Source organism: Cupriavidus sp. D39 (assembly GCF_026627925.1).
In the GTDB taxonomy this organism is placed as follows: Bacteria; Pseudomonadota; Gammaproteobacteria; order Burkholderiales; family Burkholderiaceae; genus Cupriavidus; species Cupriavidus ulmosensis.
In genome coordinates this window covers 4341572-4355133 of record NZ_JAPNLE010000009.1, presented here as the reverse complement: position 1 = coordinate 4355133, position 13562 = coordinate 4341572, and the positions used below count along the sequence as shown (strand labels likewise).

General features: G+C 64.0%; 11 protein-coding genes and 1 pseudogene. 4 read left to right on the top strand and 8 right to left on the bottom strand.

All coding sequences use genetic code 11. From position 1 onward, the window contains the following. Window positions 1-485: 485 nt before the first annotated feature. From OMK73_RS32370 to recA, 8 genes are all read right to left on the bottom strand, one after another. Window positions 486-1736: an IS256 family transposase gene (locus tag OMK73_RS32370; RefSeq protein ID WP_267605603.1), complete on the bottom strand. Its 1251-nt coding sequence runs from the start codon at window positions 1734-1736 to the stop codon at window positions 486-488. 95 nt (window positions 1737-1831) lie between these two features. Next, on the bottom strand, window positions 1832-2314 hold the full coding sequence (locus OMK73_RS32365; protein ID WP_267606593.1) for a pilin: 483 nt from the start codon (window positions 2312-2314) through the stop codon (window positions 1832-1834). Window positions 2315-2675: 361 nt separating this feature from the next. Beyond that, complete coding sequence (locus OMK73_RS32360) at window positions 2676-3371, bottom strand: TerC family protein (RefSeq protein ID WP_267605602.1); 696 nt, start codon at window positions 3369-3371, stop codon at window positions 2676-2678. 306 nt (window positions 3372-3677) lie between these two features. Then, window positions 3678-4559, bottom strand: coding sequence for a succinate--CoA ligase subunit alpha (sucD, locus tag OMK73_RS32355; RefSeq protein WP_043343904.1), 882 nt, complete (start codon window positions 4557-4559; stop codon window positions 3678-3680). Between the two features lie 81 nt (window positions 4560-4640). After that, entirely contained in the window at window positions 4641-5807 is a 1167-nt protein-coding gene (gene sucC, locus OMK73_RS32350; protein ID WP_043343899.1) for an ADP-forming succinate--CoA ligase subunit beta, read from the bottom strand. A 69-nt stretch (window positions 5808-5876) separates the two neighbouring features. Further along, a complete protein-coding gene (locus OMK73_RS32345) occupies window positions 5877-6551 on the bottom strand; it encodes a DUF2889 domain-containing protein (protein WP_267605601.1) in 675 nt (224 codons plus the stop codon). A 312-nt stretch (window positions 6552-6863) separates the two neighbouring features. Next, window positions 6864-7331, bottom strand: a complete 468-nt coding sequence (recX, locus tag OMK73_RS32340; RefSeq protein ID WP_267605600.1) for a recombination regulator RecX — start codon at window positions 7329-7331, stop codon at window positions 6864-6866. A gap of 148 nt (window positions 7332-7479) precedes the next feature. After that, window positions 7480-8553, bottom strand: a complete 1074-nt coding sequence (recA, locus tag OMK73_RS32335) for a recombinase RecA (protein WP_267605599.1) — start codon at window positions 8551-8553, stop codon at window positions 7480-7482. 297 nt (window positions 8554-8850) lie between these two features. On the opposite strand from recA, the gene OMK73_RS32330 reads away from it, so the two are divergent. From OMK73_RS32330 to OMK73_RS32315, 4 genes and pseudogenes are all read left to right on the top strand, one after another. Beyond that, complete coding sequence (locus tag OMK73_RS32330; RefSeq protein WP_006158053.1) at window positions 8851-9537, top strand: response regulator; 687 nt, start codon at window positions 8851-8853, stop codon at window positions 9535-9537. A gap of 282 nt (window positions 9538-9819) precedes the next feature. Beyond that, a pseudogene (locus OMK73_RS32325) lies at window positions 9820-11172 on the top strand (sensor histidine kinase N-terminal domain-containing protein); the annotation flags it as partial. Window positions 11173-11197: 25 nt separating this feature from the next. Further along, the gene (locus tag OMK73_RS32320) at window positions 11198-11515 is read left to right on the top strand and encodes a DUF4212 domain-containing protein (RefSeq protein WP_267606592.1); all 318 of its coding nucleotides are present in this window, start codon (window positions 11198-11200) and stop codon (window positions 11513-11515) included. Window positions 11516-11768: 253 nt separating this feature from the next. After that, the gene (locus tag OMK73_RS32315) at window positions 11769-13469 is read left to right on the top strand and encodes an MFS transporter (RefSeq protein ID WP_267605598.1); all 1701 of its coding nucleotides are present in this window, start codon (window positions 11769-11771) and stop codon (window positions 13467-13469) included. Window positions 13470-13562 lie beyond the last annotated feature (93 nt).

Here is a 13562-nt window from a genome sequence, read left to right as displayed (position 1 = left end):
AGCCAGGGCCAGCGAAAGCTCGGTAATCAGCCGGCTGCCCGACACATCGGCCATGCCGGTCAGCGTTTGCGTGACGCCGGTGGCGATCAGCCAGAGGGGGAAAAGTAGGATCCAGGGGAATTGGGCGGGAGCAGCGTTGTAGGCCGTGCTCCTGCCCTGCCGCAGCGCCGCGGCGCCCAGCAGGATGACAGCGAGCGCGAACAGCAATGCCGAGGTCCATTCGCCGTAGAAGGTGGCGAGCGGGAGCGTGTGCCGGGAGACCAGCAGCGGCAGCGTGAGGGCTACGGCGAGGAAGCTGAGAGGGATGGCTGACCGAGAGGGCAGCATGTGGGGTGCCTTGTTATGCCTTGGGGGCAGAAGGCGGATGATAGCTTGGGGACTGGGTAAAGAAAAAGCGCCCGAAGGGGGTGTCAGGATTTTTGTGTGCAAGGCTAAAAACCTGCCTGCCGGGCAGGCTGCCCGGCAGGCAGGCCTTTGATCCTATCTCAGCGATGGGGTTGTGTGAAGCGATCCTCGTAGAGGATCGCGAACTGGTTCATGGCGGCTTTCCAGTCGTGCGTGGCGCTGCCCCACTTGCCGGTGATGTTGCGCAAGGCTAGCCACAGCAGTTTGGTGGCCGCTTCATCGCTCGGGAAGTGCCCGCGGGTCTTGATAATCTTACGCAGTTGCGCGTTGATGCTATCGATGGCATTCGTGGTGTAGATGATCTTGCGGATGGCCGGCGGGAACGCAAAGAATGGAATCACCCGGTCCCAGGCGCGATGCCAGGAGGCTGCAATCGGTGGGTAGCGCTTGCCCCAGTCGCTTTGCTCGAAGGCCAACAGCGCCGCCTCGGCGGCCTCAACCGTGGCAGCCGTGTAGACAGGCTTGAGCGCGGCCGCCACCACACGGCGGTCCTTCCAGCTCGCGTAGTCCAGGCTGCCGCGTATCAGATGCACGACACAAGTCTGCAGTGTCGTGCTCGGGAACACCGCGTTCAGGGCCTGCTCCATGCCCTTCAAGCCGTCGGTCACCGCGATCAGGATGTCTTGGGTGCCTCGCGTCTTCAGGTCGTTGAACACCTTCATCCAGAACTTTGCCCCTTCGGTGGTCTCGATCCACAGGCCCAGGATGTCACGCGTGCCATCGGGCAGCACGCCCAGCGCCAGATAGACCGCCTTGCTGCGCACGACGCCATCCTCGCGCATCTTGACCCGCAGCGCGTCGAAGAACACGACCGGGTACATGACCTCCAATGGACGGGCCTGCCAGGCGGTGACTTCCTCCATGACCGCATCCGTTACCGAGCTGATGAACGCGGGCGACACCTCAGTGCCATACTGCTCGACCAGGAACGCCTGGATCTCGCGTACCGTCATGCCGCGCGCATACATGGCGATGATCTTGTCGTCAAAGCCAGTAAAACGCCGGTCGTGCTTGGGAATCAGGATGGGCGCGAAGCTGCCGTCGCGGTCGCGCGGGATCGCCAGCCGCAAGGGTCCCGTGTCCGTAAGCACGGTCTTGGCGCTGGAGCCATTGCGCTGGTTGGTTGCATCCTCGGGGCGCTCGGCACCCGCCGGGTAGCCCAGGTGATGGCCCAGCTCCGCGCCCATCGCCCGCTCGATCAGGGCCTTCTTGAACGCCATGGCGGCGTCTTGCACCGCCTCAGCAGTCATCGGACCTTTAACGAACTGATCGATCAGCTCCTTAGGGATGGTCGGAAGGTCCCTGGGTATGGCCTTTGGTTTGCGTGGCATTACATGCTCCTTGTCGACATGTTATGCCCTGCACACAAAATCCCGTACAGGCCCCCCGAAGGCGCTTTTTCTTTACTGATCAAGTAGAGCTTAAATCACACACCTGTCTGCGGCTTCCCGCAAACAGTAGTCGCAGCCGTGAATGTCACCGAGGAAGCGGTGACGGCCGGCGTGAACGTCACCGTACAACCACCGGTTGCTAACGCAAGCTTCCCAACAATAGTGATTACGCCAGCGGCGGTAACGCCATAGTCCACAGTGCCATTGGTCGGTGTCGGCATAGCGGTAAAGCCACCACCCGCTGCAGTTGCAAGTGCCGCGGAGGTATTGCAGGGAGCGGCAATTGCCCCCGCTGCCAGCGCGTTCGTCTGCGCACATTCCGCGATGGCCTGCTTCAACGCAGCAATCGACGAAATGTTTTCGGTCCAACGGCTACGCGTCACATAATCCTGATACTGCGGAATCGCGATCGCAGCCAGAATACCGATAATCGCAACCACGATCATCAGTTCGATCAGCGTGAAGCCCTTCTGGGCTCGGCGGCCCAGTTTTTTCAGTTGTTGAACCCGTTGTTGCATGATTGACCCCTCGAAGGAATTTTGGATACAAATCGAAACATTTTGTTTCATGTGATGCCGTAAGTTCTTAGCACTTAGCGTGCCAGCGCCGGCAAGCCTTGATGGCTCGTCGACGGGTGACAATTTTCGCCACTTAGGCCCATTCCGAGCGTTGATCGGGCGCAAATTTTGTCACTAAGTATGACGCGGAGGGTCAGTAAACCGATGTTTTAGCTTAAGTCAGTCTGAAAGCGCACTGACATCACGGCCATATCCACCCCATGGGATGCACAGCAACCCAAAAACAAAACGGGCAGCTCCCGGGCCGCCCGTTTTTCCGGCGGCGCCCCCAACGGGGATGCCACCTACCCTACAAAGCGCGTCAAGCCGTCTGTGGCGCTCGCTTATTCAGCAGCTTGCCAACCACCACCACCAGCGCGGCGCCGATCGCGCCAAACACCAGGTGGGCATGCGGCACATGCATCTCGAACCACGCGGCGTCCACCGGGTCGCTGACCAGCATTTCACCCGCGAGGTAGCCCAGCAGCGCGGCGCCCAGCACGATGATGATGGGGAAGCGGTCCATGACCTTCAGCAGGATGGTGCTGCCGAACACGATCAGGGGGATCGACAGGCCCAGGCCCAGGATCAGCAGCATCAGCTGGCTGCCTTCGGGTCCCTTCTGCGCGGCGGCGGCCACGGCCACCACGTTGTCGAGCGACATCACCAGGTCGGCGATCAGGATGGTGCGGATCGCGGCCCAGATATTGTCCTTGGCCGAGTGGCCTTCTTCGTCGTCGTCGCCGGTGAGCAGTTGCACGCCGATGTAGACCAGCAGGATGGCGCCGACGATCTTCAGGTACGGCAGGCTCAGCAGCTTGACCGCGGCTACCGTCAGCACCACCCGCATGATGATGGCGGCGGCGCTGCCCCAGAAGATGGCCTTCTTCTGCTGGGCGGGCGGGAGGTTGCGGGAGGCCAGCGCGATCACCACGGCGTTGTCGCCGGAGAGCACGATGTTGGTCAGGATAATGGATCCCAACGCGATCCAGAAGGCGGTGGAGGACAGCAGTTCCACGGTAAAGCTCCTCGAGTTTCTTAAATTATGATTCGAACGCCACACAGCGCTGCCAAAACCTGCGGCGCCGATGGAATTTCGCATGTCTGAGTCTTCAGACATGAAGATTTACCGTATCAAGCTTTCGATTCGGTTTCAATCGGCATGTCACGCGCCTCGGGAGATACCCTAGGTGACCGGCACGCCAGAATGACATGCCCCCGCACGAAGGCGGGGGCATCGAGGGCCGGCGTGCGGTCGCAGTCATGCGAGCGCGCCGGCTCCGGCAAGCTTTCCCGCCCGGAGGCGGGAGGCTGCGTTTCCGTATTACAGGATCGACTTGAGCAGGCGAGCCATTTCCGACGGGTTCTTGGTGACCTTGATACCGCAGGCTTCCATGATTTCCAGCTTGGCTTGCGCCGTGTCGGCACCACCCGAGATCAGCGCGCCGGCGTGGCCCATGCGCTTGCCCGGAGGCGCGGTCACGCCAGCGATGAAGCCAACTACCGGCTTCTTCATGTTTTCCTTGATCCAGTAAGCCGCATTGGCTTCGTCCGGACCACCGATTTCGCCAATCATGACCACGGCGTCCGTTTCGGGATCGTCGTTGAACATCTTCATGATGTCGATGTGCTTCAGGCCGTTGATGGGGTCGCCACCAATGCCCACTGCCGACGACTGGCCCATGCCCAGCGCGGTCAGCTGACCCACTGCTTCATAGGTCAGCGTGCCCGAGCGCGACACCACGCCGATGCGGCCCTTGCGGTGGATGTGGCCCGGCATGATGCCGATCTTGATTTCGTCAGGCGTGATCAGGCCCGGGCAGTTCGGTCCCAGCAACAGGGTCTTCTTGTTGCCCTTGGCCATCTTGTCCTTGAGCTCCATCATGTCGCGCACGGGGATGCCTTCGGTGATGCAGACCACCAGGTCCAGGTCAGCGTCAACGGCTTCCCAGATGGCGGCAGCGGCGCCTGCGGGCGGCACGTAGATCACGGACACGGTGGCGCCGGTGGATGCCTTGGCATCCTTGACGCTTGCGTAGATGGGAATGCCTTCGAAGTCTTCGCCGGCTTTCTTCGGGTTCACGCCGGCAACGAAGCAGTTCTTGCCGTTGGCATAGTCGCGGCAGCCACGGGTGTGGAACTGGCCGGTCTTGCCGGTGATGCCCTGGGTGATGACCTTGGTGTCTTTATTAATCAGAATCGACATGCTGTAATCCTTTGCTTGGCTCAAAGCAGCGCGCGAAGGCCTGGCCCCGGCGCGCTGCTGGCGTTCGTGTTCGCGTCTGGCTTACTTGCCCGCGGCAGCAGCCACGACCTTCTGGGCAGCTTCTTCCATGGTATCGGCAGCGATGATGGGCAGGCCCGAGTCGGCCAGCATCTTCTTGCCGATCTCTTCGTTGGTACCCTTCATGCGCACGACCAGCGGCACGGACAGCGACACGGCCTTGGATGCAGCGATCACGCCTTCGGCGATCACGTCGCAACGCATGATGCCGCCGAAGATGTTGACCAGGATGGCCTTCAGGTTCGGGTTCTTCAGCATCAGCTTGAAGGCTTCGGTCACCTTCTCGGTGGTGGCACCGCCGCCCACGTCCAGGAAGTTGGCCGGCTCGCCGCCGAACAGCTTGATGGTGTCCATGGTGGCCATGGCCAGGCCGGCGCCGTTCACCAGGCAGCCGATGTTGCCGTCCAGCGAGATGTAGGCCAGGTCGAACTTCGACGCTTCGATTTCAGCCGGATCTTCTTCGTCCAGGTCGCGGTAGGCGACGATTTCCGGGTGACGGAACAGGGCGTTGGAGTCGAAGTTGAACTTGGCGTCCAGCGCGATCACCTTGCCGTCGCCGGTCAGGATCAGCGGGTTGATTTCAGCCAGCGAGGCGTCGGTGTCCCAGAATGCCTTGTACAGGCCTTGCAGGGCCTGGCGGGCTTGGGCAACGCTGGCGTCGGGCACGCCGATCTTGCGGGCGATGTCGTCCGCGTCCGCGTCGAGCAGGCCGGCCGACGGATCGATGATCAGCGTGTGGATCTTTTCCGGGCTGTGGGCAGCGACTTCCTCGATGTCCATGCCGCCTTCGCTGGAGGCCATCAGCGCGACCTTTTGCGAAACGCGGTCAACCACCAGGCTGACGTACAGTTCCTTCTTGATGTCGGCGCCTTCTTCGATCAGCAGGCGGTTGACCTTCTTGCCTTCCGGGCCGGTCTGGTGCGTGACCAGGGTCATGCCGAGGATGTTGGTGGCGTAGGTCTTGACCTCGTCGATGCTCTTGGCCACCTTCACGCCGCCGCCCTTGCCGCGGCCGCCCGCGTGGATCTGCGCCTTGACGACCCATACCGGGCCGCCCAGTTGTTCAGCAGCCTTCAGGGCCTCTTCGACCGAGAACGCGGGGATGCCGCGCGGAACCGGCACATTGTATTTGCGCAGGATTTCCTTGCCTTGGTACTCATGGATATTCATGCGTGTTTCCTTTCGGGTAGGCGTAAAAGTGTGGAGATGGAATCTCGGCGGACTGCAGGCCGGCCTGGCTTAGCCAGAAGTGCCGGTTGACCTGCGGGACATGGCGCCGTCGGCGGGGGCGGCGAGCGCCTCCGCTGGCTGCGCCGCCGGGGTCGATGACCCTTCGGTCTTGATCCTCGGCTTTGGCTGGTGACCATACCAGCGGGGGTAAAACTGGCGTACGACCTCGCCTTCGAAATGCAGGGCATGGCAGCCGTGCAACTGGTAAGGCGGCTCAGTACTGGTATCTTCGGCGCCGCCGTCGCGGATGTTGAACACATCGCCGGCGAATGCCTGGATCGCGGTGGTCGGCAGTATGCCGGCCAGCTCGGTCAGGTGGGTGCATCCGGCCACGCCGGACAGGCGCTCTTTCACCGACTTGCGGAAACCCTTCATCAGGTTCAGGCCGATCAGCTTGCGGTAGGCCGGGCCTATGGTGTTGCACTGGCCGGGATAAGGCACCCAGTCGGAACAGGCATCGGCGTCCACGACGTTCATGCGCGGGTCGATGGTGACGCGCAGCCACAAATCGTGCAGCGGCTCGCCCACGGGGCGCACACCGCCGCCGGCCAGCGGAATCTCGCGCGGCTTGGTGTCAGTCAGGCGCGCTTCGATATCCCATAGGCCGTCGTCCCTGACATAGGCCTCCGCCGTGATGGCACGACGGTGACGCAGGGCGCGATTGACGGGCGGGGAAAGCGGCATAACACCAGGCAGGAGCGGGAGAAATGGACGGCTGGGCCGGAAAACCGCAGGATTTTAACATGCCGGACAACCTTGACCGGGAACAAACTGCACGCGGCGCTGTTGTCGGGGATTGTCGAACGACGGGCAGGCCGCGCGTATGCGGGAAAATCGCGGCATTGCAGGGTTGCGGCGAGGTCCGCTGGCAAGGCAGGCACGCTCGGAATACGCCTACTGGCAAAACAGGTATGTGCCCGAAACCGGTGCAGGAAGGTGCAGGACACGGCCGTGACATCACCGCGGCATCACTTGAGGCTGCCACGTCGGCCGACGTCAGTCACTGCCGTCCAGCCATTCATCCGCCCCTTTGATCACCTGGCTCACCACCGAGCGGGAAAAGCCGCGGGCCACCATAAAGCGGATCTGCTTGGCCTTTTCGTCCGGCGTGGCGGGCGGCGTGCCAAAACGCTTTTGCCAGACTGCGCGGCCGCGCTCCAGCTCCGACCCGCGCAGGCGATCCTGCAGGTCGGCGAGCTGATCGCCGCCGAGCTGATGGGTGCGGGCTTCCTGCATCACGCGGGCGGCGCCATAGCGGGCCGCGCGCCGGTGCACCAGGCTGTCGACAAAGCGCGCGTTGGACAGCCAGTTCTCGCGCTCTAGCGTATCCAGCAGTTGCTCGAGGGCCTCGGGAGACTCGGCGTGCGGGGCCAGCTTGCGCGCCAGCTCCGCCCGGCTGTGCTCGCGCCGCGACAGGTAGCCGACGGCGCGGGCTTTCAGGGAGAGAGGAGGACGGGTGGCCATGGGAGAGGAGCGCTCGGCAAAGGCTCGCAAAAGGTTCGGAAGAGACTCAAGAAACCGCGCTGTATAAAAGCAAACCGGGGCGGCGCGCGTCGCTGCGCGTGCCGCCCCGGGTGGGGTTCGCGGCCGGGAACGCCCCGGCCGGCGAAGCTCAGTCTTCGGCGGTGACCACGGCGCCGGCGGCGGCCGGCGTGCCGTTCATCAGGACCACGCCCAGCGACTCGCGCACCTTGTTCTCGATCTCGTCGGCGATGTCCGGATTTTCGCGCAGGTATTCACGCGCGTTGTCCTTGCCCTGGCCGATCTTCTCGCCCTTGTAGCTGTACCACGCGCCCGACTTCTCGACGACCTTGGCGTCCACGCCGAGGTCGATGATTTCGCCCTGGCGCGAGATGCCCTGGCCGTAGAGGATGTCGAAGAAGGCTTCGCGGAACGGCGGCGATACCTTGTTCTTGACGACCTTGACCTTGGTTTCGTTGCCGATCACCTCATCGCCCTTCTTGATCGAGCCGATGCGGCGGATGTCCAGGCGCACCGAGGCGTAGAACTTCAGCGCATTGCCGCCGGTGGTGGTTTCGGGCGAGCCGAACATCACGCCGATCTTCATGCGGATCTGGTTGATGAAGATCACCAGGCAGTTGGTGCGCTTGATGGTGCCGGTCAGCTTGCGCAGCGCCTGGCTCATCAGGCGAGCCTGCAGACCCGGCAGCGAATCGCCCATCTCGCCTTCGATTTCAGCCTTGGGCACCAGGGCCGCCACCGAGTCGATCACGATCAGGTCGACCGAGCCCGAGCGCACCAGCGCGTCGGTGATTTCCAGTGCCTGCTCGCCGGTGTCGGGCTGGGAGATCAGCAGGTCCCCCACGGACACGCCGAGCTTGCCGGCATAGTTGACGTCGAGCGCGTGCTCGGCATCGATAAAGGCGCAGGTGCCGCCCAGCTTTTGCATCTCGGCCACGACCTGCAGCGTGAGCGTGGTCTTGCCCGAGGATTCCGGGCCGTAGATCTCCACCACGCGGCCGCGCGGCAGGCCGCCGACGCCCAGCGCGATGTCCAGGCCCAGCGAGCCGGTGGACACGACCTGGATATCCTGGTCGATGTCGGCCTCGCCCAGTTTCATGATCGAGCCCTTGCCGAACTGCTTCTCGATCTGGGCCAGCGCGGCCGCCAGCGCCTTCTGCTTTTCGGCGCTTACGCCAGCACCCGCCTTCTTGCCGTCATCCATGGTCGTCCTTCCGTCAATGGTGTATAAATAGGCCGCATGTGGCGCGCTGCCTGCTTTTGCGGGTAACCGCCCGACCCGCGCCGCGCTGCGAACTCCTGATGACAATGAACCTGGCAGCAGGGGCAAACATTGGGCAAACGTCGGTAATACGTTCGTTACTAAATTCAGTACGATCCGGCCCGCTCACTGCGCGACCGGATCAAGCGGATACTGTATAAAAAACAGTATGCTTGGCAAGTCCCGCACGCGTCATTTGATGTAAAGCGACGACTAAGCCGGGCCAGGGTGGAGACAACCATGCGTATTCTGATCGCTGAAGATGACGATGTGCTGGCAGACGGCCTGACGCGCTCATTACGTCACTCCGGCTATGCCGTCGACCATGTTGCCAGTGGGGTTGAAGCCGATTCGGCCCTCTCGACCCAGACCTTCGACCTCCTGATCCTCGATCTGGGCCTGCCCCGCATGCCCGGGCTGGAAGTGCTCAAGCGCCTGCGCACGCGCGGCGCCATGCTGCCGGTGCTGATCCTGACCGCGGCCGACGGCGTCGACGAGCGCGTCAAGGGCCTGGACCTGGGCGCCGACGACTACATGGCCAAGCCCTTCGCCCTGTCCGAGCTGGAAGCCCGCGTGCGCGCGCTGGTGCGGCGCGGCGCCGGCGGCGGCGCCACGCTCACGCACCACGGCCCGCTGGCCTTCGACCAGGTTGGCCGCATCGCCTACCTGAACGAGCAGATGCTGGATCTGTCCGCGCGCGAAGTCGGGCTGCTGGAGATCCTGCTCACCCGCACCGGGCGGCTGGTGTCGAAGGAGCAGCTGGTCGACCACCTGTGCGAATGGGGCGAAGAGGTCAGCAACAACGCCATCGAAGTCTATGTGCACCGGCTGCGCAAGAAGATCGAGGTGGGCGGCATCCGCATTGCCACGGTACGCGGGCTGGGCTACTGCCTGGAGAAATTCCAGGCCGCCGTGGCGCACGACTAGAAAGCGCCATCAGATTCGGCATCAATTTCGGCATTAGAATCGGCATCAGCGCCGATTCCCTTTCACGACCGGCCGGCGACACCGCCACGACCTGCCCCACCTCCTCCCCATGAGCCTGCTGCGACTGCCACGGCGGCGCGCGCGGGCCGCACGGCCCGCGCGCCCGCCCTCCCGCCCGATGAGATCGTCAGCGACGAAACGCTGGCCGACGCCCTGCCGCACCTTGAGGACAGCGCGGGCCATCCATCGCCGCGCTCGCTGTTCGGCGAAATCCTGGACTGGATGCTGGCGCCACTGCTGCTGCTATGGCCGATGAGCATTGCCGTGACCTACCTGGTGGCGAAATCCATCGCCAACGGGCCCTTCGACCGCTCGCTGGAGGCCAGCGCCATCGTGCTCTCGCAGCAGGTGCGCGAGGTCAACGGGCGCGTCACGCTGCAGCTGCCGCTGTCCGCGCGCGAGATCCTGCGGGCCGATGAAACCGACAACATCTACTACCAGGTGGTGGGCACCCACGGCGAGTTCGTCGCCGGCGACAACGACATGCCGCTGCCCGGCGAGGATGATCGCGGCCACGCCGGGCTGGTCTCGCTGCGCGACGACCGCATCGCGGGCAACGACGTGCGCGTGGCCTACACCTATGTCGATCTCAAGCAGGCGGGCGACGCGCAGCCGGTGCTGGTGCAGGTTGGCGAGACGCTCGACAAGCGCGCGCGGCTGGCCAATGAAATCATCAAGGGCGTGATCCTGCCGCAGTTCGTGATCCTGCCGCTGGCGGTGGTGCTGGTGTGGTTCGGCCTCACACGCGGGCTGGCCCCGCTTACCTCGATCCAGCAGCGCATCCGCGCGCGCAATCCCGGCGACACCAGCCCCATCGACGAGCGCGCCGCGCCGCAGGAGATCACGCCGCTGGTCGCGTCCTTCAATGACCTGCTGGCGCGGCTGGATATTTCGGTGCAGACGCAGAAGCGCTTTATCGCCGATGCCGCCCACCAGATGAAGACACCGCTGGCCGGGCTGCGCATGCAGGCGGAGCTGGCGCAGCGCGAGCAATCGCCCGAGGAACTGCGCAAGTCGCTGGCGCAGATCGCCGGCAGCTCCGAACGCGCGGCCCACCTGGTGACGCAGTTGTTGTCGCTGGCGCGCATGGAGAACCTGGCCGGCGCCGGCAGCATGGCGCCGCTGGACCTGGCCGCGCTCGCGCGCGAGGTGGTCAAGGACTGGCTGCCGCAGGCGTGGGCGCGCCGCATCGATCTCGGCGTGGATGCCGACGACCACCCGGTGATGGTGCAAGGCAACCGTCTGATGCTCACCGAGATGCTCAACAACCTGATCGACAACGCCATCCGCTACACGCCGGCCGATGGGAACGCCACCGTGCGCGTCAGCGCGGATGCCTTCGAGCCCTTCGCGTATCTCGAAGTGGAAGACACCGGCCCCGGCATCCCGGTGGCCGAGCGCGAGCGCGTGATGGAGCGGTTCTACCGCGTGCTCGGCACCAAGACCCAGGGCAGCGGCCTGGGCCTGGCCATCGTGCGCGAGATCGTGCAGCAGCACGGCGGCGATGTCAGCATCCTCGACCACGTCTACCAGACGGAGCCGCGCCTGGCCGGCGCGTGCTTTCGCATCACGCTGCGCCGGCCATCTCCCCGGAGCCTGCATGACCAACCCCGAGCACGCGCGCGGCGGGCGCGACCAGGCCGACCAGTCCGAACGCCGTGCATGGCATCGCAACCTGCGCTGGATTGCCGTGTTGCTGTCGATCTGGTTCGTGGTCACCTTCGGCGTCGCCTGGTTCGCCCGCGAACTGCGCTTCGATTTCTTCGGCTGGCCCTTCTCGTTCTGGGTCGGCGCGCAGGGCGCGCTGATCGTCTACGTGCTCATGGCCGCGCTCTACGCCTGGCGGATGAACCGCGAGGACGACGACGATGCCGACGATCGGGCCGCGGTCGCGCAGCGCCACGACGATGCTGCATAGCAAGAAATACAACGGCGCCGCCTGGCGCTTGTTCCGGCGCGATCTTCCGCGACCGCACGCTTCGCGGCGCAGCAATGCAGAACCCGCTTCTTGCCTAGCGTATACCCCGAGCATTTAGCGGCTTACCGGGCGGAAATTGTCAGAACGCAGTAAGTTTCGCCACCCACAATCCATTGCAACTTCGGAGGCAATGGCGCGCCCGCGAGCGTGCCAGCGGCCCCACGAAAGATTCCGATCAAACACGGAGGAGACAATGGCTAACGCACAGAACGTGGCAATGCCCGGAGGCACAACCCAGGGCTCTGCGATGACGCCCGAAGAGCGGAAGGTGATTTTTGCTTCCTCGCTCGGCACGGTATTCGAGTGGTACGACTTTTATCTTTACGGTTCGCTGGCGGCCATCATCGCCAAGCAGTTCTTCTCTGGCCTCGATCCAACCGCCGCCTTCATCTTCGCGCTGCTAGCCTTTGCCGCGGGCTTCATCGTGCGGCCGTTCGGCGCGCTGGTGTTCGGCCGCCTTGGCGACATGATCGGGCGCAAGTACACCTTCCTGGTGACCATCCTGATCATGGGCGCGTCCACCTTTATCGTGGGCCTGCTGCCAGGCTACGGCACCATCGGCTGGGCGGCCCCGATCATCCTGATCGGGCTGCGCATGCTGCAGGGCCTGGCGCTCGGCGGCGAGTACGGCGGTGCCGCCACCTATGTGGCCGAGCACGCGCCGCACGGCAAGCGCGGTGCCTATACCGCATGGATCCAGACCACCGCCACGCTCGGCCTGTTCCTGTCGCTGATCGTGATCCTCCTGTGCCGCAACCTGACCGGTCCGAACTTCGACGTCTGGGGCTGGCGCATTCCGTTCCTGGTCTCGATCCTGCTGCTCGGCGTATCGGTCTACATCCGCCTGTCGATGAGCGAATCGCCCGCCTTCCAGAAGATGAAGGCCGAGGGCAAGACCTCCAAGGCCCCGCTGACCGAGTCGTTCGGCCAATGGCGCAACCTGAAGATCGTGATCCTGGCGCTGGTAGGCCTGACCGCCGGCCAGGCCGTGGTGTGGTACACGGGCCAGTTCTACTCGCTGTTCTTCCTGACCCAGGTGCTCAAGGTCGACGCCACCACCGCCAACCTGCTGATCGCGGGCGCCCTGGTGATCGGCACGCCGTTCTTCATCTTCTTCGGCTCGCTGTCGGACAAGATCGGCCGCAAGTGGATCATCATGGCCGGCTGCGCGCTGGCGATGCTGACCTACTTCCCGCTGTTCAAGGCCATGACCCACTACGCCAACCCCGCCCTGGAGCGCGCGCAGCAAAGCGCCCAGATCGTGGTGACTGCGGACCCGAAGCAATGCTCCTTCCAGGGCAGCCCGATCGCCCGCGAGATCGATTTCCGCAGCTCCTGCGACATCGTCAAGCGGACGCTGGCGCAAGCCTCGGCAAGCTACGAAGTGGTGGAAGCCCCGGCCGGCACCGTAGCCACGGTGAAGATCGGCGACAAGGAGTTTGTCTCCTTGAACGCTACCCTGGTACCGGCGGGCCACAGCTTCGATGACGCCAGCAAGAAGCAGATCGCCGCGTTCAAGAAGCAGGTGGGCGACTCGATGGCCGCGGCCGGCTACCCGACCAAGGCAGACCCCGCGCAGATGAACACCATCATGGTGCTGGTGGTCCTCGTCATCCTGGTGATCTACGTGACCATGGTGTACGGCCCGATCGCCGCCATGCTGGTGGAGATGTTCCCGACCCGGATCCGCTACACGTCCATGTCGCTGCCGTATCACATCGGCAATGGCTGGTTCGGCGGCCTGCTGCCCACCATCTCCTTCGCGCTGGTGGCGCAGAACGGCAACATCTACTACGGCCTCTGGTACCCGATCATCATCGCGGGCGTCACCCTTGTCATCGGCTCGCTGTTCGTCCGCGAAACCAAGGACGTCAATATCTACGCCAACGACTAAAGGCGCGTGAGCTGGCCCGTCGTCCCGGGCACCAGGCTCATGCACGACTGATCCGGTAGTCAGTCGCTCCACCGGCGGGCCGCAAGGCCCGCC